Here is a 25,732-nt window from a genome sequence, read left to right as displayed (position 1 = left end):
TCTCATGGGGTTTTGTATGAAACAGGAATGGTATTTGGCAAAGGACTTGATTCATGTCCCTGGTTTGCCTTCAACGCCACAAGGAATTAACAAGCGGGCAAAGGTGGAAGGATGGGTGAAAAGGCCAGTGAGTGTACCTGGTGTGCGAGGGCGTTCGTTTGAGTACCATATTGATAGCTTGCCGCAGGTGATCCGTAATTATCTTGGTTCGGTAAAGGAGAGTGATGTAAGTAAGACCACCGTTAATCACAAGCGTGATGATTCTTTAGACTTAGATGAGAATACTCAAGAATGGTTGAGGATTTATGAATTGATGACAGAGGAAGAACGCAGCAGTACTTTACAGGTTGTCAGACGCAAAGGAATTGACACTTTACTGGCGATTACGGACGAAGAGAATCAAAGCTTGATTGGCTTGCCTGCGCTTACAAAGAAAACAGCGCTATTGTTAGCAAAATTGCCAGTAGACAGAGTGAAAGAGATTTTTGATCTCGCTGAGATGGGCGAACATAGCGCAGTATTAAATATCAACAAAAAGTAAGCGAATTCATAGAGATATATTCACATATTCAATGATTCATCTCATTATGATTACAATGTTTTTAAAGTGGATCATCATATGATCTAATTTGTGCAGAATTGAATGCAAAAAAACGTACTTTTGATTATTTTTCTCGTAACCATGCAAAATCTTTGATTCGCCCTGCAAGTCACTCCCTTCAAGGCTTTCCGCCTAAATCAGACTCTCCCTAAGCTATGTTAAAATGATCACTCCCCCACAGAAATCGGCGTATTTGCTACCATCGGCATCGAAGATCATCGTTTTATTAGATAAATCATTGAGACTGTCAAACAACTCAACATCCACTCGCCCGTCCATAAACTCAGGAATATCACTTAATAGTTCTGCAATTGCGATGGGTGAATAGAGAATACCCACTAATGACGCTTGCCTTTCAGCTGGGGTGGTAGGATTTGAGCCATAGCTATAAACCGGAATAAAAAGCAGTACCCCGGGGACTTTAAAGTTAGACTGAACCAGATGAATAGATCCAGAGAAGGTAGGTTTACCACTGTTTATTGCTGAGAGTACGGCGGCGCGTCGTACCGGCTCAGAGCCAACATCGAATCCTTCCGCACCTTGGTTCCCTTCAGATGGCTCTATATATTTAATAATATACAAATCGTCATGTTGTCTATCCTGTAGCTGACGCAGCGCAAATTTCGGTGCGCCATCTGCTTGGGTCTCAGCCATAAAGGTATTTAACTGGTTGCGTTGCACCCGCTGAATAAAACCGAATCCCCTCACACCAGGAAACTCAACCGATAAATTACGCGAGGCGACATAAGCATGAAATTGTCCACGGGTTAAAGCACCGTCAGCCGCATAAGCCCCTTTTATGCCATTCAGCCCATAGACAGGAAGATTGAAACGCTGAGCAACTTCTCCAGAGACTCGGTCAACATTACGTTGAAAATCGATTTCTGCATTGGCTTTAATTTCGTTATAAAGCCACCATGCTCCCGCACTTGAAATAACCAGCCCAATAATGAAAACAACCAGTGGCAGCAAAATACTTTTTTGTAACTTAAATGGAAACCAAGATGAGGACAATTGCTGCGTGTGGGCATTGAATGGAGAAGGATTCATATAATATCTATACCCTTATAATCACTATTGGCTAAAGCATAGGATCACTCTGTAATTTAAGATAGTATTGGCCACAATCAAATCTAACTTAAGCATTCTCTGCTAATAATAAGCAGTATTAGTTAGGGTTGAATATGAATTTGTAATTCATTATGGCCTAATATCTCACCCCGTTCGTTAATAATGTCACTCATTACATTCATTGGTTGAACGCTACGAGGTATAACTTGCAATTCAATCACCTTTTGACCGCTATCCGCCATTAATTTTATGTCCTGCGATCCTTTAGATAAAATCATGCCACTTTGCAATATTTTCCAATGTAATGATGCCTTTTGATAGTTGAACCAGTGATCGTTAAGGGCCCATAAATCAATACGCCCTCTCTGCCCCTGCACCCAATTTTCTGTTTTCGGATCTATAGAGGGTAAAACGGGCTGATAAGCTCGCTGCAAAGCAAAATAACCCGGCTTAGGATGGCGGAGATAGTCCACCACGCCCCAGTTAATTGACGGCCAGTTTTCAGTAAACATAAAGTGAAATAATGCAGCAACGGGTTGATAGCGTTGGCGTCGATAACTCTCTGCGGCGAGTTGGATTAAACTTGCCTGATACTGTTGGCTGTTCTTGATAAACGTATTGATATTTGGCCCGCGAGTCACTTTAGCTAATTCAAATGTCTCATGAGGTTGAAAATTATGGTATGCCCAGATACGCCAACCTTCGTCTTGTTTATCCGCCGTTTTTGGCCACAGATCAGCGTGCGGAATTATCGTGTTTAACGTTGCCAAGTCAGGTAAGGCTTGTGCGCCAAACTCGCTGATTATTGAGGTGGTTGCCGGTTTAAGATGATCATTTTTCTGCCCTGAGTACCACCCTTGCCAGTAGTGTTCAGCAGTGGATGAGTAAGCATGAGTGATCCGGCTATGGTCCTGACTGAGCACCTGCGCGACGCTCGCGGTTAACGCCCGGTTGGTGTCAGGCCGCCAGTCTGAATAACGATATTGCATCCATGTGGCATCCCAGGGCGGTTCATTGTGCCCAGACCACAATACAATCGCTGGATGGCTGCCAAACTGCTGTGTCATATCTGCGGCCTGCCTGGCAGCCTCTCTGGCAAAAGAGGCTGAATCGTCATATCCCCATTGCAGTGGAAAATCTTGCCAGAGCAGTATCCCCATCTCATCAGCCAGGTCGTACAACGCCCGCCCAGCCACATGGGCATGTACTCTTATGGCGTTGATGTTCGCCTGCTGCATCATGAGCAAGTCATGGCGATAATCTGTCGGTGTCAGGCTTCCCAGCCACGGGCTACCAATATAGTTCGTCCCTCTGATGAATAGGCGTTTGCCATTGATTGACCAACTTTGCTGTTGGGGGTCTATCGCAATTTGCCGTAAGCCAGTGCGAATATGAGTCACATCCATCATGCCTAAACGGTCTGAGAAACTGACCTCCAGCCGATAAAGATTTTGTTTCCCATGACCAGACGGCCACCACAATGCGGGGTTATCAAGCAGAAAATTAGCAGTGAGAGTTTGTGCATTACGCTGACTGGCAACCAATGAAACGCTTTTCTCCAGTTGATAAGATTGGCCGATAAAATTATCGGGTATCAGACGTAGCAACATAACAACGGAGCGGTTGTGGTTAGCACGATAATCCAAACTCACTTTTAGAATCGGATGTGCAAGCCCCCGTGACCAGTCAGGCACGGCCAGTACATTGTCTATAACGGCGCCACGGCTGATATGTGACGCCACCGGAGCCCAAATACCCCCCGAATTGGCATCTTGCCCGTGATCCGACCACGCGCCACCGGGCCGAGTATCATGATGATTGAACACGCCCTTAATCAGTTGCTTACGAAATGACCAAATTTTGCCCGGAGTCTCGTAAGGGCTATCTACACGCATAGCCAGCACATTATCTATTCGGGCTATATCGGTAATATCGATACTGAACCGCTGAAAATACCCCTTATGTTGCCCCGCTCGTTGACTGTTGAGCCAAATATCCGTTTGATAATCGACGCCATCGAATACCAAGGTCACCATATCATCGGTATCTAAAACCGGTAATGTAAACCGGGTGCGATACCATAATACGCCTTGATGATCGACGCCCTCACTGTACCAATTAGCGGGCACTTTCAAATGTTGCCACTGGCTGTCATCCAGGGTGTCACGCCAGGCGTCAGAAGCTGGCGGATTGCCATCCCGTATTCGCCACTGACCGGACAAATCTAAAGTGGATGGCAACTGAGCAACAACAACCGACGAGATAAGTTGTAAAAGAAATCCCAAACTTAAAATGGAAGCCCTGCACCGGCAATTAATGTTCATTTCGATGCCGCCTGTCGACGGATGACTCTTTCTTGCGGCAGGCATAATTGTGGACGTGAAAAAACATCACTCATGCGCACATCCAGATATCCCGCCGTAGAGTCGCTATTAATTAAACTCCCCGCCGCTTTATAGAGCAGCGTTTCCAATACCATAGCGTTTGTCGTCAGACTAATTGTCTTGTTATATGCACCATTATTTTCATAACGCCCCTCATACCATCCGCGTTGTTCATCATATTGCATCTGAGTCAACTGCATTAATGCATCGGTATAAGGGCTATTCCACAAAACCCATAAGCCAAAAACTGCGCGGGTTGATACCAACGCCAGGTCAGGATGAAATTGCCCGTCTTCGCTAATCGTATTCCAATGATAACCGTTAGCGAACACCGTATCGTAAACGTGATATGGCGCAACTGAGGTGAAATAATCACTACGCGCCGTCAATATATGTTCTTTTTGCCACCGTATTTCTTGTACCCGATAGACATTATCTATCCGTTTTTTTTGCTGTTTAAATATTGGGGTGCTTTTTAATTCCATCGCAGTAAGTAAATAAGGCAAGCTGACGACAATAGAGGGTACATAGGTTGTTCGGGCATCTCTGATATCGAAATCGATAGGTATGTCATAAATAAACGTGGTGTTATAGGGAAGATTAGCTGATATTCCTACAGGAAAACCCCACAGTCCAAACGCACCAGCGGTATATTCGCTATAACCCAACACGCCTTCGGGTTTGGCTATAAATCTGCCATTAACCGTCGCTGATTTCAGCAACTCACCATGACCATCAATAATCTGACAGAAATTCCATCGTAATAGGACCTTATCCAAATACTCAGCATATTCAGGATAAAAACGCACCACAACTTTCAAACCTATCATTAAGCGGCCGATATCTTGTGCAGACCACCCCAGTGGTTTTGGCTGGTGAGCATAATCAATCATCTGTCCGTTGGCGGTGTTGTAAAGCAGATTTGGCGTTTTTCCCTCCACCAAAGGTAAATGACTTATTGTTGCCAATAATAGTGTGAGGCGCTGATCAAACTCCTGACGATTGATCAACCCTAATTGGGCTGCTGCGGTTAATGTGACAAGTGTGTCGCCGATTTGCCAGAGATTAACAACCGGGTAATTATCCAAAGAATTAACCAGCCCAGTATTCACTTGCGTATTATTAACAAAGTAACGCCAAGCTACTTTCGCCCACAATTGTTCATTATCAGATAGCACACCACTACGGGCAGAATAGGCAACAGAGCTGTGAGTAATACTGCTTGCCACAAACATACCGCCCGTAAATGCAGCACCCAGTAGCCCAGCACCAATAACCCAGGCAAAAGCGGCGGACTTCACTATTTTGCGCATGATGATGTTGCCGCCGGTAATTTAAATAAATTATTACTGCTGCTTTCATCCTGACACTGAGCACACTGGCAGCTCTTACAATCTGGTGCTTTACGTATCGCAATGCCCGTTTGATCACAAAATGCGGCTAAGCTCGGTGTTGCATCAATATACGGCCGATTCCTTTTACTGTTATTATCATCAAAAGCATTAATTAACTGCCGTTCCCACAACGAGGGAATATAATCTTTATGGCTAGGATCACCACTGGTGAAACGGAGTATTTTCCCTGCTTTTTTAAATAATAGCGCTTCTAACATGATGCCATTATTATTTGCCGTAAACTCTTTAATTGGCCCTTTACCATTTTCGTAGAGGCCCTCGTTAAAGCCGATATCCTTAACGTTAGCATTTTCTATTGCATCAAATAATCGGTCAGTGTACGGCGAGTGCCAAAATACCCACATACCTAACGCAGCTTTTAATGACACTGCCGCATTTTCAGGGACAAAAATGCCCTGATCGGTAATTGTGTTCCAGTTATAGCCATCGGAAAAAACCGTGTCATAAACAAAGTAAGGGGCGTGGTCTAACTGATGCTCCGAACGCGCTGTCAGTATTCCCGTTTCACGATAGCGGTTTTCCTGTGCCTGATAGACCCGATTGGCGAAGTCTTTCATCCACGGATGGCTGTAGCTCGCCGCTTTATTAGCCCGATCATTACTGCGATCCCACCCCATCTCAAGGCCATGTAAGATATACGACTCGGTAACTACATAGTTGTGTTGATTAGTTTTGCGTGCATCTCTAGAGTCGTAAGGTACTAATACACAATAAATTTTAGCCAAATCATAAGGTTCAGGTCGTGACGCCTGACAGGTTGAAAAACCCCAAAGTTGAAAGCCACTGGCAGCGTACTCCTCATAGCCCAGTCGCCCTTCCTGCACATACTGAGGCGTGTTATTTTTATCTAATATCGCACCATATAACGTACCGCAATCATCGACAACATGTGAAAAATCCCAACCTAAGACCACGTTATCAATGCTATTGGCATATTCAGGATAACGTTCTTTAATAATTTTCAGCCAAATTAACATACGGCCAGTATCAATAGCTGAAAATCCTATTTCACCGGGTTTATTCATATAGTTAACTTTTTCAGCAGTTATGGTGTTGTAAGCTTTATTGGGTAATTGTCCTTGGAATAGTGAAATATTATTCAGTGTCTTTAAAAAAGGTAACATTCGGTGGTCAAACTCTTCCTTATTAATAATACCCAACTCGCGCGCCGACACCAGTGCCGCCAAATAAGATGCACTATCCCACATTGTGGTCGAAGGATAATTATTAACTGCATTAACAAGCCCAGTTGTAGGTTGTAAATTATGGACAAAATATTGCCAGGCATTAACTGCAACCGCCATCTCTCTGGGCGTTAACTCACCGTGCCGTACAGGGTAGTTTTCAGCAGCTAATTTATTGCCAGGTAATTCGGCAAAGGTATTAAAAGACGGTATGGCCAGGAGTATCAAAATCAAGCAGCCAGCCTTAACAATGAGACTTAACCTTATCAAAAATGACTGATTTCCCATCATAAAACCTTCCTACTTTAGTTGTTTATCTGTTGCGCCAACGGATTGCATCACCTGAGTACAGGCAGCACAAAGTAGTTTTCCACCCTTGATAAAAGCCAAACTTTCTAACACCACGCCATTGGTATTGGCATTTAGTGAAGTATTTATTTTATTGTTAACTTCATAAATTCCGCTATACCAACCTTTGTTCGAATCCATTAAGCTATTTAATTGATTCCGTGTCTGTTCACTATAAGGTGTGCGCCATAAGGCATACCAACTAAATGCCGATTTGGTTGATAACTGTCGTAACTGATTGACACGCTCACCTTTGTCCGTAATTACCGCCCAATCTTCATTAGCATAATGGAGTGTGCTATAAATAAAGAAAGGAGCTTGATCCACATGATCCTCACTGACAGAGGTATATATAGCAGTACGCTGAAAACGATTCTCCTGAGCCTTAAAAACCCGCCAGGCTAGTTCTGATGAATAAAGATCAAAACCCAACTCTAAGCCGGTCAATATATAGGGTTCACTGACGATAAATGTATTTGCCCCCTCTTTTTTCGAGATACGGTCATCATCAGGCACCAATATCCCTTCAACTTTAATAAATTGCAGATGTGCAGTGTAATCAAGGGCTAAACTAGCATTAATACCCACCAGTTGCAGGGTCCGTGCCGCATATTGCTCATACCCCATACGCCCTTCCTGATGCAATGAAATGAGCTGAGTTTTATCATCAACTACCGAACCTTGTAATTGATCATCAACCACTAGCGCATCTAATTGCCAACGTGAAATAACCTTATTGACCTCGACCGCATGCTGGGGATAACTCCAGACCAATATATTTAATGGCACCATCATTCGACTGATATCAATAGCCGACCAACCTATACCTTTCGTACTGGGCTGATTAATATAATTAACCATAGATAGAGTCTGTGTATTATAGGCTTTATTAGGTAATTTACCTTCAAATAGTGGCAATTTAGCCAATGCACCTAATGCATTACTGATTCGTGTATCAAACTCCTCTTGTTGAATAATACCAATTCGTTGCGCTGAAATCAGCGCCATAAAATAACTACTGGTATCCCACATTGTCGACGATGGGAATTTATCCACGGAATTCACTAAACCACTCGGCTGAGTATTATTAATAAAATATTGCCATGCAGCCTTAGCCCAAATTATTTCTTCGGAACTCAGTGGTCGAGGAGCCGGTGTTAATGGTCGGCCAATACTGGTGGTGATATGGACACGAGAATCTTCCATATCTTGAGAGTTCTTTTCGACATACAACACAATAGAAAATGCGATTAAAATACCGATCACCATTGCCAGATAACTTCTCGCCTTGAGGAGGTTATATTTGAATGACATCAAGCCCCCTCCTGTCCGGTGTATTCAGCATGCTCGGGTTGCCAAAATGCGGCTAAAACCATCGGCATCATGGCTGCAATATTTGCAGCTCCCCAAAAGATATTGATCACAAAACCTGAGGGATCTTTTATGTTCCCTACGGCTATCTAAATCGCCCCCCAAATCAACCCCAATAACGTCAGCCCAATAATGGCGAGCTGAGGTTTAACTAAGGATAAAAAATTGCCCTGTTGGCGTTCTTTGGGCGTCACATGAAACTTGATTTTCTCTCCTCGTAGTACTGTATCAAGAGCTCGTAGATTCATGGAAAATAAAGCAAGAAAAGACGATTTCCCATCCCACGCCGATATACCCCAGGTGCCAAACATAAATGCTAATTCAGAGACAATCATAAAGGGCAAAAAATGCAAATAAAAAGGAGATGAGTAAGTCGAAACGGGGGGGATCCCCGTAAAAAGATAAATTAATGGGGCAATCAAGAATACCGTATTCCAGATACAGGCAAAATAGGACCAAAAAGTAGTTCCGTACATTAATTTTTGTATTGCACTGAGCTTAATCCTTTTACTGGTGAAAAGTCTGTCGTGCAAGGCAATATCCATTGAGCCAGCCGCATATTTAAATCTCTGGATCATCCAGGTCAACAAATCCTGCGGTGAAAGCATTTTTGATTCTATTTGCGGGTGCATGACAGATCGCCATTTACGGCCTGGATCACCATGTAAAACGATAGAAGTATAGATATCTTCTGAAACATGAAATTTATATGGCATCAGCTCGGTATCATGCACCACATGAGGTAACATGGCCTTAGCCAAGTCTGCTTTGGTTTCTTTATCAGTTAGGTCGCCCGTATATTGCTCGATCTCATCTTCTATATTATCTACATAGCGACGCAGCGCAGCTTGCATAATAGCTTCACGACGATGAATTGATGCAGCGCCACAACAAAAAGCCGCATTAGCCCAATTACGTCGGCGTAAAATAACATCGTAAAACATTTGCGGATCATTAAAAAAGGGATCATGCCCCACAGTCAGCGGGCCAACCAATTTTTCAATCCCTTTACCAACAAAATAGCCTGTTGAACCTAACTTTTGCTTTGCCCATTCAGGTAATCGCTTGCCCTGTGGTAAATCATAAAACCACTGAGGAGTCTGGACCCAGGCAACATCAACATCACGAAAATAACCCAAAGTATGAGTCAATATTGTGGGGAAAACTCGGGTATCTGCATCACAGATAATAATAAAGTCACCGTCCGTCATATCCAGCCCGTGGCGGAGATTACCTGCTTTATAACCGATATTATTTTCCCGACTTAAGTAATTAACCCCCTCTTCTTTTGCAACAACCTCCATTTCGCTTCGTTTACCATCATCTAATACATGAATGCGATAATCAAAGGGGAAGGGATAAGTTACGGCGAGTGCATCCCGAATCGATAAACGCACCAATTCGACATCTTCATTATAGGTGGCAATAAACAAATCAACTTTTATCTGACGCCTTTCTTGCATCTCTTCAGCGGCTATACAGTCATCGATTGTTTCAGGTACTGGGAGGACAGGAATATCTCTGACTTTCCAGAGGTTGATAGTGAATAAAACAGAACCAATATAGGCTAGTGTTTCAGCCATTACCAAGGGGATGGAATACCAAAGCGCATCGTAATTAAGTGAATTCATCCAGCGCCAGCGGATATAATTTGCCCCCAAGATAAGCGCTGCAACCGCCAGACTTTGCCATAAAAACTCAGTAGCCCAATGAGTTTTGAGTGGTGATGGTGGTTTCCTGTTTTCAAACGAAGAGAAATAAAAAGCCATTATCACAACCTCAGTCAATCCATGAAGATAAGTGAGATAAATCAGCCCATTTTAAGGGGGAGTTCGAAGAGCATTATTTTATGAATAAACATAATTTTTACGCCTACTCTTCTATTTTCTTTATCAGCGATAGGTAATTGATGCCCTCTTCCACTTTATAACTGATGTCATCAACGGCATTAAACATCATCATCAATCCCATCCCATTTTCTGGCCAAGAATCCGGCGCTGACAACTCAGGAATATGAGACAACCCACTTTTATTTTGCAAAAATTTTGTAGGTATAGGTTTTCCTTTATCTTGTAAGGTCACAGCCAGTTGATTATTGCCATAATGCATCACAATAGTAATATTTTGGGTGGCATCATAGTTAACACCATGCTTTACAATATTGATAAATGCTTCATTTAATGCAAGTTCCATAGCATAACTGCTAGATGAATCAATCTTTAAGGGTTGAATAAATTGTAGTAACTTTTCATGTAAAACATTCAGGCTAGACAAGGAGGCAGGCAAACATATTCTCATTAACCAGCCCTGTGAGTCACACTGGTGATAACTCATATCAACGTATCTTTATGTAGGAATTCATCGAACAAAGATTTCTCTGCCATAATAATATCTTTACGCCGTTTATCATCAATGAGCCAGTTTAAACCCGCCTCAGATAAATCAATGGCCATACCGTCTGGTGAGATAACTTTCCCAGCAAAAATCATCTGTTGATGCAAATGCGCAATACCCCCGACCCGGGTATAATCAGCAATAAAACTTTGATCGATAACAGCTCCCTGCTCTAATAAACACCCCGCACCAATAATTGTAGGCCCTTTAATCGTTACGCCGGACTGTATTTCTGTACTACTACCAATATAGACTGGCCCTTCAATATCTAAGGTCGAAAAGTCGGCTTTAACATTAAGTCCACACCAGATTTGAGGTGCAATCTTAATTCCCGGCATGGGATAGTCGGGTAAATCCTGATTAAGGATCATGCGATTCACATGCCAAAAATCTTGTAGAGACCCAATATCAACCCATTGGAATGGCAAGGCAATACCGTAGAAAGGAACACCTAATTCAGCAAGTTTGGGGAACAACTGACTACCAATGTCGTATTCAACGCCATCAGGAATATAATCGAATATTTCTGGCTCAAAAACATAAATTCCGGTATTGGCATTGTTTGATAATGCATCCTCGGTTTTAGGTTTTTCTTGAAACTTACTAACTCTACCCTGCTCATCAGTAACAACAATACCGTATTTGTTTACCTGATCTGCTGAGACTGGGCGCATCACCAAGGTTGCCACACTTTTTCTGGCTCGATGGAAAGCCAATACCTTATCGAAATCTACATCAATTAATGCATCACCACAGACAACGACAAAAGTTTCATCAAAAAAACCTGAGAAATTTTGGATGTGTTTCATTCCACCCGCTGAACCCAGAACATTGTCAACAAAAGTATTACCCTCCATAATACCTTCGTAGGAGTAACCTATTTCTACTCCCCAGGCATGGCCATCACGAAAATAATTCTCGATGTCCACAGATAGATAGCTGGTATTCACCATTAACTGATTAAAACCATATTTTCTTAAATGCTCAATAATCGATTCCATAATAGGTTTTCGAATCAATGGAATCATTGGCTTTGGCAGTATGGTGGTCAGTGGTCTGGCTCTGGTTCCTTTCCCGGCAGCAAGGATCATGGCTTTCATAAATAAGTATTCCTTACAAATTAAGGTGCTACGGAATGCATCTGCTGTAATGTATCGGGTTGATTAGCACCGATAGTAAATATCCTATCCATCCGGGTTAATTTGAACATTCCGTGGATATTATTATTCAGTGAGCAAATAGCCAGTTCACCTTTCCCATTTAAGGTCTTCAACAACGAAACCAGAGCACCTAAACAACTACTGTCGATGAAATCTACCCGACTAAAATCCAATAAAATATTTTTGGCTCCCTGAGCGATCATTGCTTGTATATCTTCCTTAAATTTCAGGGAAACTGATGCATCGAGTCGCCTGATCAAGGGGGTTATCACCAATACATTGTCAATTGTCTGAGTTTCAAAGTTCATTATTTCTTCCTTACAATGCTGTTAGGAGAGGGGAATTGTTATTGCGTTCGATCACCAGTAACGAGATATCATCACTAAATGCAGAACGCCCATTCTGAATATCACTTTGATGTTCATCTTCTTGTACCGGATGCCAGTATTTCAATGCCTGCTGTACTTGCCCAAAAACAGTTTGCACACAATCACGTTGACTTGCGGCCAGTAAGTCTTGTAATCGTCGTTCTCCAAATAGCTCTTGCTCAGGATTTTCACACTCAACAATGCCATCGGTGAATAAATAGAGCCTATCACCCGAAGCAAGAGTGAATGCAGTGTCCTGATAGTCCATCGAATCAATAAGTCCAACCGGTGCACCACCGTCACCAATAGGGGTAATCTGACCTGAACTACTGACAATAAAGGGGGTCGGATGCCCAGCTTGGCAAAGCACCCCACCCGCTGTTTGAACATCAATAACGCCATAAATAAGAGTGAAATAGCTGGCGATATCATCATTTTCTATACAGAAACGGCGATTAAGTTCGCTCACAACTTTGTGTGGCGGGGTAATTAGATAACCAGAGGGAGTATCTGCCAGTGAAATCAGTAAGTTATCTACCGTGCGCCCATTAAGAAATTGGCGTGCAACTGACAGTGACAGCATCGCTGCGGCCACGCCATGCCCTGCAACATCAATACTATAAAAACCAATGTGTTGATTTCCCAGTTGGAAAAAACTTAACAAGTCACCCGAAACATACGCGGAGGGTATAAACATCCATTCGGCTTGAAAACCACTCACCATTAGTTTTTCTGCTGGCAACACACTACGTTGCAATTTTGCCGCAGCTTGCAAGTCATCTTCTATTTGTTGGTAGGCTTGGGACAGTTTCTGATTACGGGCATCGAGGGTTGCCTCTAGCATTAATATCCGTTCACCTGCATGTAATCGGGCGCGTAGCTCACTTTGATTTATCGGCTTTGACAGAAAATCATCGGCGCCCGCATCTAATCCTGCGATCAAATCCTCGATGGATTGCCGCACGGTTATCAATACTAAGTAAATATACCTATCGGAATAATGTTTACGGATAGTAGTACAGAGTTTCAACCCATCCATAACTGGCATTTCCCAGTCACTGATCACCATATTGATGGCATTATTATCAAGGATAGCCAAAGCATCTTGGCCATTTTCTGCTTCAAAAACAGTAAATTGCCAATTTTTTAGTAGATTAACCAGTAAAAAGCGATAACTTGCTGAATCATCAACAACAAGAATAGATGTCACACCAGTAGCGGAAGGATGTGGTTGCATAAGTTACCCAAGAGCTTCGTGTAAACATAATTTATCAAACATCATCGTCAATAGAGGATGCTCAACGTCCCTGAACCTTTCATACCCACCAAAACATTATTCTCACTTAACTATTAATCGCGTAATTAAGCGTAGCACAGATTCTTACACCTTCAATTTATAGGGGTAATGTCCAACTGAGATTTATTGTCCCACTACGAAAATTAGCATTTGCATTCTGCCGCCACGGGTAGCGAGTCCCGGTGTAATTGCCATAAAAAAACGACCAGGACCCCGGAGCGTAGCCAGACGTATAACCAAAACTATAGGTATAATCATAATTCCAAGGTTGCTGCTGGTTCTTGTCAGGGTAATAAAACGCGGACAAACGCAAAAAATAGTGCTGTTGTAAGGTATAGCCACAACTCCCTAAAAAACTGTTCTTATTTTCTTTGATAGTTGATGAAGCATCAGAGTAATAACGAGGCACATAACTATAGCCAATTTGACAAATCAGTGAGTCAGCTTTGTTAATCAATAATGCTGACTCCACCGTCTTGGGTAAGGTAAACTTATAGCCCAAAGTCCAAGAGCCTTGTTCAAACCGTGTTCTTTGGGCACCTGTCGCAGGGAAAAAACTATTATTATCGTTGTAATTACCATAAACCAAACTAAAAGTACCCGGATGCCAATCGTCATAACCAAAACTATAAACAAAGTCGGTACTGTATTTACTGGTATTTTGTAATGGAACCCGAACCGTCATATTGGCAAAAAGATAACTTATTGGGGAATACTGCACACTAAAAAGCCCCCGCTGATTTAGTTTATATACTTCCTCCGAGCTATATTTCCCTGTAGGTACATTAACCATCTTTTTTTTAAGTGGTGAACTATAGGTTAATGCCGTTGAAAATGTGTTCTCATCACCAGAAAAAAGGCGTGACCAAGGGCTGGTAAATAATTTAACAGCTGGTGGATTAGTCGTTTCACTCGCAGTCACCAGTGGGCAGAAAAAGAGTCCACTAAGTAATACCGTGAGTGATTTGTAATGTTTCACTTAAGGTTGTCCTCCCCCCAAATATCCTTGCTGTATCCACGAATAGTTCTGTCGCTGGAAAACTCTCCCATACCACTTATCGTATTTAATGCTCGCTTGTGCCAACTGTAAGTATCGCTATAATCGGTCAATGCTTGATATTGTGCGTAACAATAACTATCAAAATCAGCCAAATGGAAATAGTGGTCACCGTGACTCACTAGCATATGGAATATCGGTGAAAACAGGCTCTTATCGGCATGAAAAGTACCTGAAATAAGTGAATCAACAGTCTCTTTAAGTTCTGTATTAGATAAATACTCATCATATGATGACCGTCCTTTAGCTCTTTGCTCAGCAATTTGCTCCGCAGATAAACCAAAAACATAGAAATTCTCATGACCCACAGCATCTCTAATTTCAATATTAGCGCCATCTAGCGTTCCGATAGTTAAAGCACCATTCATCGCCAGCTTCATATTGCTGGTACCCGATGCTTCAGTACCCGCAGTAGATATCTGCTCTGATAAGTCAGCGGCTGGAATAATATTTTCCGCGAGCGAAACTTTATAGTCTTCTAAAAAAACCACTTTTAGTTGCTCATTGACTCTAGGATCATTGTTCACTTTAAGAGCAACTTGATTAATCAACTGGATGATCAATTTGGCCNTGGCATAACCCGGAGCAGCTTTGCCCGAGAATATATGGACTTTCGGCGAAACAGTTCCTCTTCCATTCAGTATTTTCTGGTAAAGGTTTATCACATAGAGGATGTTGAGTAATTGCCGTTTATACTCATGAATTCGTTTGATCTGACAGTCGAACATAGCTTCGGGATTGATAATTATCCCTTGCTGACGCGTAATTATCTGACTTAATTTTAATTTATTAAATTTTTTAATTTCAGCCAGTTCAGCAATAATGTCACGTTCGTTCGCTAACGATTTAAGTTTAGTCAACAGAGTCAGATCGGTAACCCATTCATGGCCTAAGTGACAATCCAGAAATGTCGATAACCGGGGATTAGCCTGCTGAATCCAGCGACGAGGTGTAACACCGTTGGTTTGATTAGTGAACTTCTCTGGCATTAAATGATAAAAATCGGGTACAAGATTCGATTTAATTAATTCCGAATGAAGTTTAGCCACTCCATTCACTTTGTGACTACCAATAATAGCAAGATAGGCCATGCGAACTTTCTTTTCAGGCGTCTCTTCAATCAAAGACATTGATGCTAATAAATCTGCACGTTCAGGACGCCATCTATGTATTTCCAGTAAGAAACGGCGGTTGATTTCATAGATAATTTGTAGATGTCGAGGCAGCAACAACTCGAATAAATTAACTGACCACTTCTCTAACGCCTCTGGCATTAAAGTATGATTGGTGTAGGCGCAAACCCGTTGTGTCAAATCCCAAGCGATATCCCAATCAACAGTATGTTCATCTACCAATATTCTCATTAGCTCAACAATAGCCAGGGCTGGGTGGGTATCATTAAGTTGAATGGCTACAAAATCCGGCAACTGGTTAATATCACTGGAAAGTAAGAAGAAATCATGCATGACATCACGTAATGTACAAGCCACCAGAAAATACTCTTGTGTTAAGCGTAATTCCTTCCCTGCCAACACTTCATCGGAGGGATAAAGCACTTTAGAGATATTTTCCGATGCTATTTTTTGATTAACAGCATTCAGATAATCACCATGATTAAAGATATGAATATCAAATGAATCTGAAGCGCAAGCACTATATAAACGCAATGAGTTTACGGTATGATTAATATAACCTGAGACCAGATAGTCATGAGGCACACCAATAATTATTTTCCAATCCATCCACATTGGATTGTAATTTCCTTGCTGGTCCTCTATTTCGACTATGCGCCCATACAGCGGAATTATCATTGCCTGACTTTGATGTTCTATTAGCCAGGGTGAGTGTGCAGAGTGCCAATCATCAGGCTTCTCTATTTGTTGTCCATCCTGAATTTGTTGGTGAAACAAGCCATATTCGTATTTTATACCATGACCAGAGCCAGCAATATCCAAGGTTGCCATTGAATCAATGAAACATGCAGCCAGGCGCCCCAACCCTCCATTACCTAATGCTGCATCTTCTTCACTTTTTACAATAACTTCAAAATCTACCCCAAGAGATTCCAATGCGGCTTTAGCTATCTCCATCATCCCTTGATTTATTAAGTTATTCCGCAGAGATTGACCAATTAAAAACTCCATAGAAATATAATAGATACGTTTTTTTCTTGCCTGATGATGTCGTTCCCGGGTGTTAAAATAATCATCAGTTTGGTTACGTCGTACGACCAGTGCTAATGCACTAAAAATGTCACTGGATGATGCTGTTGATAGTATCACTCCGAGAGAATATTTCAGTTCATAAAGTATGCTATTACGTAGCTTACTGATCTGATTCTTATCTGAAGTCGATGGAGTATTTTTCATTTCTAGCCTATTTATAAGATTGAGTCGAAAAAATACAAATCAGTTAGGAATGAATCTCCTACCGACATCATATTTTGCTAATAGCCATAACATCATTAAGGCACAGAGATGAACCAATGTATTTAGCAACCATGCCCTATGCCATAAACCAAAATCAACTACCTGACTAACCAATAAGACCACATACACGTGGATAATAAAAACATACAAAGAATGTTGGCCTAATGTTATTAAAAACCAACCACATATCTTATTTATTGGTTTCCAAAAATAACTCAACACCAAATAACACGTTGTTAGCAGACTAAAATCATTAATAATACGCAGTGGACCTAGTGCATTCTTTTCAGCAAAGTTCAGATAGAACCAATTGAAATTTTTTGCATTTATGATATGGAGCATCGTGTTATAGGGCATAAATGGATTGGTATGATTCTGTGCAATAAACATCATTACTAATGTAAATAATACCACAACTGACAAACTCCAGAATCCAGCCTGAGTATGGGCTAAAGAAAGCAACTCTTCTTTGTACCAACCAATTGTCATTCCCAAGACATAAATAAATTGCCAAGCCAAAAATGGAAAAGCAAATTCAAACTCCGCTGATGTAACTCGTATCCCGGTAATATGGTAGGTGATATATAACGCCAAAGATAACAGCAGCAATACACCTACCCATCGGCGTTGCAATAAATAGATAAAAATAGGACTGGCCAACAGCAAATAGAAATACAGCCCCAAAATCTGGCTCTGATGAGGCCCGATCTGTAAGTAGAGCACCATGTTAAACCAAGATTCTTTTAGCTGGTCGTAAACTGGATATACCGTATAACTTACGTTTGAAAAGCGATCGGTAAAATGGGTTACTTCGAAAGTGTTTATGAACGTCAGTTTAGTTAGAAGTAAAATACTAAGGATGATCACTATATTAACTACATATATTTTTGCTGCTCGTCGATATAGTGCATAGCTTATAGTTAGCAGAACTTCTTTTTTTAAACGCTGGCGATTGATTACACCCAACATAAATCCCGAGAGAATAACAAACCCTTCAGCGCCGGTTGTCAGGCCAAAACGCTCCCAAGTAAAGATATTCAATAGCGACATCACTTCAATGTGGGCTACAACCATCATCACCAGAGCAATGCCCCGCAGCAGATCAATCCTTAAATCACGCTTATCTGATGATATATAACGAAACGATTTTACCCAAGCAAGTATTGTCCTACATTTATCTTCAAGTACAGAAAATGCGTGAATCATCCAATCACCCGCAAAAATTACCTGCCAATAAAAAGGGGTAGCATTTATTTATCAGCCTAACCCTATTTCCCGTTGAAAACATTAACGCCCTTTAACTGTAGAGCAATCCGGCAATTATGGTTAATAATGAGAATAATTTATGAGTAATGGGATACCTAAAAGATAACCCCTTAAATGGGTGCCACTTTCGAAGATTATCCAGCACCTTCTTCTTTAAGCTGTCGCACTCACCTTCAGGCTAAGTTATTTGCCGCAGGAGCGAACCAAATTCTACCGTCGTGAAGAACTATCTTTTAGTTGTAGCCAGGAGTCATGTCTTTATTGGGTGCCTGGTAAAAGAGACTCAATGGACCCGCTATTTAGCGTATTCATGAATGCTGCTCATAGTGCTTATCCTGCTACCTGCCATTATCTCTTTGCATAAATCCGTTAACATGCGTTCATCTCTTAATATTCAGATAGATGATCATGACCAACCCACAGACACGCTCGCAACTAGCTGCCGGAAAAACCAGCGGCCTTACACTTGTTTTAATTCTCAGTGCGTTAATGGCTATCACATCCTTATCAACCGATATCTATTTACCTGCCATGCCAGTCATGGCAATAGATTTGCAGGGCGATGTGGAATTGACTATCACCGGCTTTTTAATCGGCTTTTGTCTTGCCCAACTGATTTGGGGGCCAATTAGTGACCACTTTGGTCGACGCCTGCCACTGTTTATTGGCATGATATTGTTCGTTATAGGCTCTGTGGGCTGCGCATTATCGACTGATATTGTGCAAATCGTTTTCTGGCGTGTCTTTCAGGCTTTGGGAGCATGCACAGGCCCCATGCTGGCACGGGCAATGATACGCGATCTGTTTAGTCGTACTCGTGCAGCACAGATGCTTTCTACCCTGATGATCATTATGGCTATTGCGCCCATTGCCGGGCCACTGGTCGGCGGACAAATGATTAGAATCACCTCCTGGCACGCCATTTTCTGGTTGCTGGCGATTATCGGTGCATTGATGCTGGTTTCTCTATTCTGGCTTGCAGAAACCTTACCTACAGAAAAACGGGTTAAAGCATCTTTGTCCGGCGCTTTTGGTAACTATTTCATACTGTTGAAGAACACCAGGTTTATGCGCTTCACGCTATGCCTGACATTCTACTACGTCGCGGCCTATGCGTTTATTACGGGATCCCCCTTCGTTTACATCACTTATTTCGGCGTTGACCCGCAGCATTACGGCTGGCTGTTCGCTGTAAATATCGTCGGATTAATGGCAGTTAGCATGGTTAACCGGCATCTGGTGCATCGTTATCCGCTTGAGTCTTTGCTTAGGTTTGCCGTATTCATCGCCACTCTCGCCGCAGTGGTACTTGCCGTTGCGACCGGACTGGGATTCGGTGGGATTAGCCTGATTATGGGCGCGGTATTTGTTTTCTTTTCCATGAACGGAATTATTGCTGCAACCTCAACGGCCTGCGCATTGGATGCCGTGCCGAACGTCGCGGGTTCGGCTTCGGCACTGATGGGATCGCTGCAATACGGGAGCGGAATTATTTCTTCACTTTTACTGGCCCTGCTTAGCGATGGTACACCTTGGACAATGGGTTGGATTATTGCAGTATTTACGGTGGCCAGCGCTGTGATGGCGCTGACTACAAAAGCAACAAAAACGGGCGATTCGACTGCGACATAACCCAATAAACTGCTACCAGCTCACCCGCACGCCAACCGTGCCGCCGACAGCATAGTTATCTCCAACATGACGGGTTGCCGTCAGCAAACTCACATTACCATATAATGCATAACGGCCATTCTGCCACTCATGAGTAGCACCTGCTCCGATCCCCACTGACTGACGTTCATCGCGGGTGCTGAAATCGACGCCAGAATTGGCCCCAGACACTCTGACTTTGCTACCATCAAGAAACTCGTTGTATAAATCCAGATTACTGTACAGATGTGAACGGCTGATAGTTCCGTCTTTGGCGCGCCACGATACCTCTTTATCTAATGCGACACCGATTCTTCCACGCAGGCTGTCAGCGTCTTCAAGCGACACATTACTGCCATACGGATCACTGAAAGGATCAAAATCCACCCGAGAATAGGTTAGTTGCATCTGCGGCGTCAGTGATAATCCATTACCCAACGAGTAACGTTTACCTGTCTCAACCGAAGAAGCATAGCCTCTGCCATTATTGCCATTGGCCACTGAATGCCCTTCAGTGCTGGAGTTCAGATCACTGTCAAACCACATGGTCTGTAGCTGCCCATCGACATACACCCCGTTATTGCCATACCAGGTGAGAGTGGCACCTACACCATAACCAGAGGAATCAATCGAGCCGTAGCCAAAGTAGGAACTGATATCCGCTTTGGCTTTACCGTAAGAGAAGTTTACCCCACCAGTCAACAATGCGCCGTCGTTACCCTGATGTAATGGCACATCAATGCCAGTCTGCAACTTCCATATATCAATGTCACGACTCGAACTGCTGGTAGAACGGGCAGGATCAGTGACCTGACGGCTACCTTCGATACGCCCCCAAGCCCATTGGTTATCGTCAAGGCTGTTTGGCATTTGTTTCGACAGTGCTTCTTGTGACCAGTAACGATTACCGACGCGCTGTTGTAGCGTAGGTAATGTATTAAGGGCTGCCAGCACCTGTGGATATTGTTCATACAATGGAGCACCCGGCTGATAGCGAGTTTCCCCTTCAGTTCCTGTTGGTGTCAGTTCTGAAGAGAGATACCAGTTACGACCGGCAACAGTGGCGTCACCACTGGCTTGCAAGGTATAAGCATAAGCTCCGCCAATAACCGCTTGTTGCCCTTCAGGGGTAATATAATCTCCGGCCAGCAAGAAAGAACCATCAGGAGCCAGTCCCCCCACGTCAATAATACTGATACCATTGATGGTCTGCCCGCCAAGGCCACCTAAATTAGTAACTCTGACAGAAGTATTACCGCTCGCGTTACCGGTTATTATCAACTTGTCCGTTGCTGAGCTGTCATCGCCCAGTACTGTTTCGATATGTAATTCACCGTTATTACCAGTGTAGTTACCATTAACTGTAAAGGTTCCGATCGAATTACCTGGAGAAAGTATTCCGCCGTTGACAGTATTTCCCACTCGCCCATGGCCTTCGAGCATACCGCCGGCGAGGATAGATGCTGTACCGCCAGACATATCGCCATTTACGCTAATAATACCGTTGTCACTGACTTGAAGGGTGCCGGTGAAATCACCGTGGTCACTGTTGAACAATGTTCTGCCGTTCAATGAGTCAATCAGGATATTGCCCACCAGACCTGTGCCTGAACCCACAGCGTTATTCGCACCGCCGTTAAGCGAACTGTCGAGGACATAATCTGTTGCATTGTGGTTAAGAATAATGCTGCCGGAACCCTGACCCACAGTAATTTGCTGTCCAACCAGCGTCCCGGGGGCAGTCAACGCACTGCCGCCAATAATAAAAGTACCACTACTGCCCGTGTTCATTCCTAGTGTCGTATTATTGGCATTGACCGTGCCACTGTCAGCAACGATTAACGTGCCAGTCCCTCCCCCGCCAATAACAAGGCCATTTAGGGTGTTCCAGATGGAACCCGCACCGTTTACCTCCACAGTGCCCGTCGCTGATGCATTGAGGCCAATATTGCTGGTTGAACTGCTCGTTACCAAACCACCTTCACGGATAAGCAGGCTGCCGTTACCTGTATGCCCAACGTAGAGGAAGCTGGAGTTATCCCAGCGAGAACCGTTGCCCGTCACAACCACTCGCCCTTCCGAACCAGTAGCCTGAGCGATAAAACCACTGAAGTTACTTACCTCACCCGTAGCCCCACCACTAATACCGATATTTAAAGTACCATTAATGAGTAAATTCAGCGCCGTTGCTGGCGAACCTACATCACCGGGAACGGTCACCGTTTCCCCGTCATTAATATTATCAAGAGCCAGCGCACTCATTGATATCGGAATAAGAAATGAGATGATCAATTTACCAAGGCGGCGAGTAACATTGCCAGTAAGACTGGAGGTTCTCGTGATACGCGACAACCGGAATTTAACAGTCATAACATATACCCTCTGCGTTGCCATCCCAAAAAAATGCCTGTATTTGAGTTGGAATACTAAAAAGAACTTTTTTTAGAACCAAGTCGCACACAAAATTTGAGTTCCCTTTATATGGCGGCCTGATTTTTGAGCCAGTGACAATGGTTGAGAAAAAGGGATATAGATCATCGCTTCCAGTCTCTACTTGAATAGGTATCACTGATAAAGCATTAAGGGGGACAGTAGACATGGTTACACCAGATGAATTAAGTAAGTTTAGTCTCTATAAGATAGTTACAAGCCCATACTTCAACCATTACACCATAAATTATAATATAACAAATAATTAACAAGATAATTGGTATCAAAGCACGGGATAGATAATATTGTGCTGGTATGCGAATTGAATAGGTAACATCTGGTATGGTGTGGGAATTCTCCTACGTCATGCCAGATTGAATGTAGTATACCGTAGGGTACAGCGCTGAGGTGGTTGAGGGCCAACGGGATTAAACCAACGCTAAGCCACGCCCCAGATTACCCACATTAGCTTTACCACTAATTTATTTGTTGATCCATAAATCCCAAATAGGCAAAACGAAGATCATCGATTAAGTGCTTCGCCAATGGCGTCAACGTCTGTTGCTGCCGATAAATTAAACTATAGTGCCCATCAGGTAGTTTTTCTTTGATAGGGATAATGGAGACAATTTTTTTCAGGTGAGGCACTGCCAGCATAGTTTTTGGCCCGACAAACAGGTAGTCCTCATTTAATACCAACTGTTCCGCAATAGCCGCAGAATCGCCAAAAATCACCGAACAGGTTGATTCTTTGCCATAGGGGAAAATTAACGCTTCCATATTACTGAAATACCCTGTGCTGGCCGTAGGTAAATACCATTTCGCCGCCCGTAAATCGCGTAATGACGTGCTATTAATTAACGGATGTCCTTTACGAGCAATAACACCGAATTCAGCAATAGCTAAATGTTCATCATTGAATTCATGCAGAGAAATATCGGGAGAGATAACGCCAATAAAGAAATCCATGCGGCCAAGGCGTAAAGAGGGCAGTAATTCTGACAGTTGTCCCTCAATCACGGTCAGTCTGGCGGTCGGGTAACGTTCCTGAAATTTCTTAACCACAGTAGGAACAATGCCAAATGCAGGTAAGTGGGAGCAACCGAAGGTCACTGACCCATGAGATGATCGTTCAATCTGCCTTAATTCATCAATTGCTCGTTCCAGTTCATTAAGAATCATATTCATTCTAGGCTCAAATATCCTCCCCATCTCGGTTAAAACCGCACCTCGTGCCCCTCTGACCAACAGTGAAACACCTAATATTTTTTCTAATTCCTGAATGCTGCGCGTCATCGCTGGCTGGGTTTGGTGCGAAGCCTGAGAGGCAGCTCGTATGCTGCCAAATTGTATAATTGCTTTGAGGTTTTTAAGTTGATTAATCTTCGGCAGTTCTCTCATCATATACCTGCTGTTTCTATTAGATTTATTCATATAACTGTGAAAATTAAATGCAGCACTCATCTATGTAAACATAGCCCATCCTACAAAATATCGTGATAAAATAAATTATATCGTGGCCCCTATTTTTTCAATAACACATTGATTTTATGCCCAAAAATATTCTGCTCGATAAATTTAACCCGGCAGAAATTTTCTTTTCCGTTATTCCTGAATAATATTGACTCTCTTTTAGTCAATAACGCCTTGAGTGATTGGCAGATCATTCGTGTTTTGTTTAGTTAGCGCCAAAGTTCAGAGTATTTTCAATAGAAACATCATGAGTTACAGCACCGGTAGAATAGCGGATACCAAAGCAGTCTCCACACTTCACTTGTCTTAGAATGAGACTTCACACTATTTAGAGGTTAGCGACATGCGTCACTTCTTTAATTTTGAATATAACTCCAACAGATTATTTACCTGAAATTTATTGAGAATATTGGCTCGATGTGCACTGATAGTCTTAGGGCTAATACTCAGTATACGGGCAATATTAATATTAGAGTACCCTGACAGAAGGTACTGGCAAACTTGGCTTTCCCTTTGGGTAAGAACAGGTTGTTGCATTTTATCTGGCATTAGAGCTGATTCTTTCTTCTTAAATATTACATTACAGCTATTCAATAGTGGATAGAATACGCTTTCCAACTGTGCCTGCGTGGCAGTTTTACTGAATACGAGTGAAGCTATATATCTTACTGCGACCACGTACTTTGACTCTTCAGATTCTTTAGTGAAAATAAAAATACGCTCACTTTTTGTTGTTTGTTTAATTAATTTTAAAAGACGAAACTGATCAAACCTAGAAACATTATCAGTATCAAAAAAGATGATAGGTTGGTCAATGGTTTGTATTGCATTTTCAATTTCGGGTAAAGAGTGACATAGCGTAATATCTGGTTTTTCTTTTTTGGGGTGCATTCCAGTAACTTTATCAACAACAGTTTTCAAGAAAAACATAATGATATCATAATGACTGAAGATAATAACATTAATCATAATAAACCCTACGGTATTAACATGCAGTATTGAAGCAGTCATTATTAATTAACATAATTACTTCGTGAGCAATAACGTTATATAATGAACAATAATCTTTGAAGGAAGAACAAGATTTTTCGTTAGTGTAATATGTCATAATGAGTTAAGTACATTTATTATGGCGTAGGTACTATAGAGAAAAATGACGCCTTCTGGAAGTAAGTTAAATTTTAACGTGATGCTAAAAATGCATAACTGATAAAGGAATGCCAGTCCTGTTTGGGAGCAGCACCATTTCTTCCCCCTTTCAGTTTTTACGAGATACATGAATCAGCACCGATGAACGCACTACCGGAGGATATCATTCATGCTGTCGAGCACCTCAATATGCCAAATGACGGTGTGATCCGCTCGTTGATGGCATTACGGCAGTTACCAATGAATATCAGTGATCTGTTCCCTATTGATTAACACGCCTTGGTATTAGCAACATCCGCTCTTGGTATGAGCAGAAATTTAGACCTCTTTGAACACAGTTCCTTTAGGAGCTCGCTCTAACTACACTTCCTTTTAAGGGAAAACCATAGTAACGATCACCACATGCTGAGGATCACTCAAACCAGATTTATGTAACCCGCAGTTATTGGTGGTCATGCTGGTGGTGTTGACATAAAGGGAATTCAGGTTTGGCTTATTTATTAGCCAGTTACAGTATCCACCTCTGCACTGATGTAATGGTACTGGCTGATGGCAGGTAACTCCTAACTTCATCACAATATTGCGGTAACCCGTGTTACAGAGCTCAAAACCCAATATTCATAATTTGAGCTGCACACAAAAGATAATAACAGTGCTGAACTAGATAACGCCAACCTGCCTCATG

General features: G+C 42.5%; 17 protein-coding genes and 3 pseudogenes. 3 read left to right on the top strand and 17 right to left on the bottom strand.

Translation table 11 applies throughout. The features are described from left to right. On the top strand, nt 1–541 hold a 541-nt coding region (locus tag V2A85_RS10725), incomplete at its 5' end, for a DNA-binding protein (RefSeq protein ID WP_420071394.1). Nucleotides 542–754: 213 nt separating this feature from the next. Here the strand turns inward: V2A85_RS10725 and V2A85_RS10720 are convergent. From V2A85_RS10720 to opgC, 13 genes and pseudogenes are all read right to left on the bottom strand, one after another. Beyond that, nucleotides 755–1,651, bottom strand: a complete 897-nt coding sequence (locus V2A85_RS10720; protein ID WP_420071393.1) for a CHASE domain-containing protein — start codon at nt 1,649–1,651, stop codon at nt 755–757. A 122-nt stretch (nt 1,652–1,773) separates the two neighbouring features. Then, nucleotides 1,774–3,996 carry a glycoside hydrolase family 2 protein gene (locus V2A85_RS10715; protein ID WP_420071392.1) on the bottom strand — a complete coding sequence of 741 codons (2,223 nt, stop codon included), beginning with the start codon at nt 3,994–3,996 and terminating at the stop codon, nt 1,774–1,776. Then, the gene (locus tag V2A85_RS10710) at nt 3,993–5,369 is read right to left on the bottom strand and encodes a DUF3131 domain-containing protein (RefSeq protein WP_372558530.1); all 1,377 of its coding nucleotides are present in this window, start codon (nt 5,367–5,369) and stop codon (nt 3,993–3,995) included. The genes V2A85_RS10715 and V2A85_RS10710 overlap by 4 nt, the downstream gene beginning before the upstream one ends. After that, nucleotides 5,357–6,943 carry a DUF3131 domain-containing protein gene (locus V2A85_RS10705; RefSeq protein WP_420071398.1) on the bottom strand — a complete coding sequence of 529 codons (1,587 nt, stop codon included), beginning with the start codon at nt 6,941–6,943 and terminating at the stop codon, nt 5,357–5,359. The genes V2A85_RS10710 and V2A85_RS10705 overlap by 13 nt, the downstream gene beginning before the upstream one ends. Before the next feature lie 12 nt (nt 6,944–6,955). Further along, nucleotides 6,956–8,317 (bottom strand): DUF3131 domain-containing protein, encoded by a 1,362-nt coding sequence (locus tag V2A85_RS10700; protein ID WP_420071391.1) that lies wholly within the window; start codon nt 8,315–8,317, stop codon nt 6,956–6,958. Continuing rightward, nucleotides 8,317–10,143, bottom strand: a pseudogene (locus V2A85_RS10695) (glycosyltransferase). The gene V2A85_RS10700 and the pseudogene V2A85_RS10695 overlap by 1 nt, the downstream one beginning before the upstream one ends. Before the next feature lie 103 nt (nt 10,144–10,246). After that, the gene (locus V2A85_RS10690; protein WP_372559867.1) at nt 10,247–10,672 is read right to left on the bottom strand and encodes an ATP-binding protein; all 426 of its coding nucleotides are present in this window, start codon (nt 10,670–10,672) and stop codon (nt 10,247–10,249) included. A gap of 32 nt (nt 10,673–10,704) precedes the next feature. Beyond that, the gene (locus V2A85_RS10685; protein ID WP_372558527.1) at nt 10,705–11,868 is read right to left on the bottom strand and encodes a sugar phosphate nucleotidyltransferase; all 1,164 of its coding nucleotides are present in this window, start codon (nt 11,866–11,868) and stop codon (nt 10,705–10,707) included. A gap of 20 nt (nt 11,869–11,888) precedes the next feature. Continuing rightward, nucleotides 11,889–12,236 carry an STAS domain-containing protein gene (locus V2A85_RS10680; RefSeq protein ID WP_083159236.1) on the bottom strand — a complete coding sequence of 116 codons (348 nt, stop codon included), beginning with the start codon at nt 12,234–12,236 and terminating at the stop codon, nt 11,889–11,891. A 10-nt stretch (nt 12,237–12,246) separates the two neighbouring features. Further along, entirely contained in the window at nt 12,247–13,533 is a 1,287-nt protein-coding gene (locus tag V2A85_RS10675) for a PP2C family protein-serine/threonine phosphatase (protein ID WP_372558526.1), read from the bottom strand. Nucleotides 13,534–13,690: 157 nt separating this feature from the next. Further along, on the bottom strand, nt 13,691–14,515 hold the full coding sequence (locus tag V2A85_RS10670; protein ID WP_420071397.1) for a hypothetical protein: 825 nt from the start codon (nt 14,513–14,515) through the stop codon (nt 13,691–13,693). Nucleotides 14,516–14,568: 53 nt separating this feature from the next. Continuing rightward, entirely contained in the window at nt 14,569–17,019 is a 2,451-nt protein-coding gene (locus V2A85_RS10665) for a glycogen/starch/alpha-glucan phosphorylase (RefSeq protein ID WP_420071390.1), read from the bottom strand. 39 nt (nt 17,020–17,058) lie between these two features. Beyond that, a complete protein-coding gene (gene opgC, locus V2A85_RS10660) occupies nt 17,059–18,285 on the bottom strand; it encodes an OpgC domain-containing protein (RefSeq protein WP_420071389.1) in 1,227 nt (408 codons plus the stop codon). 468 nt (nt 18,286–18,753) lie between these two features. Between opgC and V2A85_RS10655 the strand changes: the two genes are divergently transcribed. Continuing rightward, nucleotides 18,754–19,977: a multidrug effflux MFS transporter gene (locus V2A85_RS10655; RefSeq protein ID WP_420071396.1), complete on the top strand. Its 1,224-nt coding sequence runs from the start codon at nt 18,754–18,756 to the stop codon at nt 19,975–19,977. 12 nt (nt 19,978–19,989) lie between these two features. On the opposite strand, the pseudogene V2A85_RS10650 reads toward V2A85_RS10655, so the two are convergent. From V2A85_RS10650 to V2A85_RS10635, 4 genes and pseudogenes are all read right to left on the bottom strand, one after another. After that, nucleotides 19,990–21,525, bottom strand: a pseudogene (locus V2A85_RS10650) (autotransporter outer membrane beta-barrel domain-containing protein); the annotation flags it as partial. A gap of 291 nt (nt 21,526–21,816) precedes the next feature. Further along, a pseudogene (locus tag V2A85_RS10645) lies at nt 21,817–22,257 on the bottom strand (type V secretion protein A); the annotation flags it as partial. A gap of 645 nt (nt 22,258–22,902) precedes the next feature. Further along, a complete protein-coding gene (locus V2A85_RS10640; protein ID WP_420071395.1) occupies nt 22,903–23,826 on the bottom strand; it encodes a LysR substrate-binding domain-containing protein in 924 nt (307 codons plus the stop codon). Nucleotides 23,827–24,246: 420 nt separating this feature from the next. Continuing rightward, nucleotides 24,247–24,867, bottom strand: a complete 621-nt coding sequence (locus tag V2A85_RS10635) for a LuxR C-terminal-related transcriptional regulator (RefSeq protein ID WP_372558521.1) — start codon at nt 24,865–24,867, stop codon at nt 24,247–24,249. A 321-nt stretch (nt 24,868–25,188) separates the two neighbouring features. Between V2A85_RS10635 and V2A85_RS10630 the strand changes: the two genes are divergently transcribed. Beyond that, complete coding sequence (locus V2A85_RS10630) at nt 25,189–25,320, top strand: hypothetical protein (RefSeq protein WP_420071388.1); 132 nt, start codon at nt 25,189–25,191, stop codon at nt 25,318–25,320. Nucleotides 25,321–25,732 lie beyond the last annotated feature (412 nt).

Source organism: Yersinia sp. 1252 StPb PI, assembly GCF_048593885.1.
In the GTDB taxonomy this organism is placed as follows: Bacteria; Pseudomonadota; Gammaproteobacteria; order Enterobacterales; family Enterobacteriaceae; genus Yersinia; species Yersinia enterocolitica_E.
The sequence above is the reverse complement of the archived record's forward strand: the minus strand, read 5'-3'. Positions and strand labels throughout refer to the sequence as shown.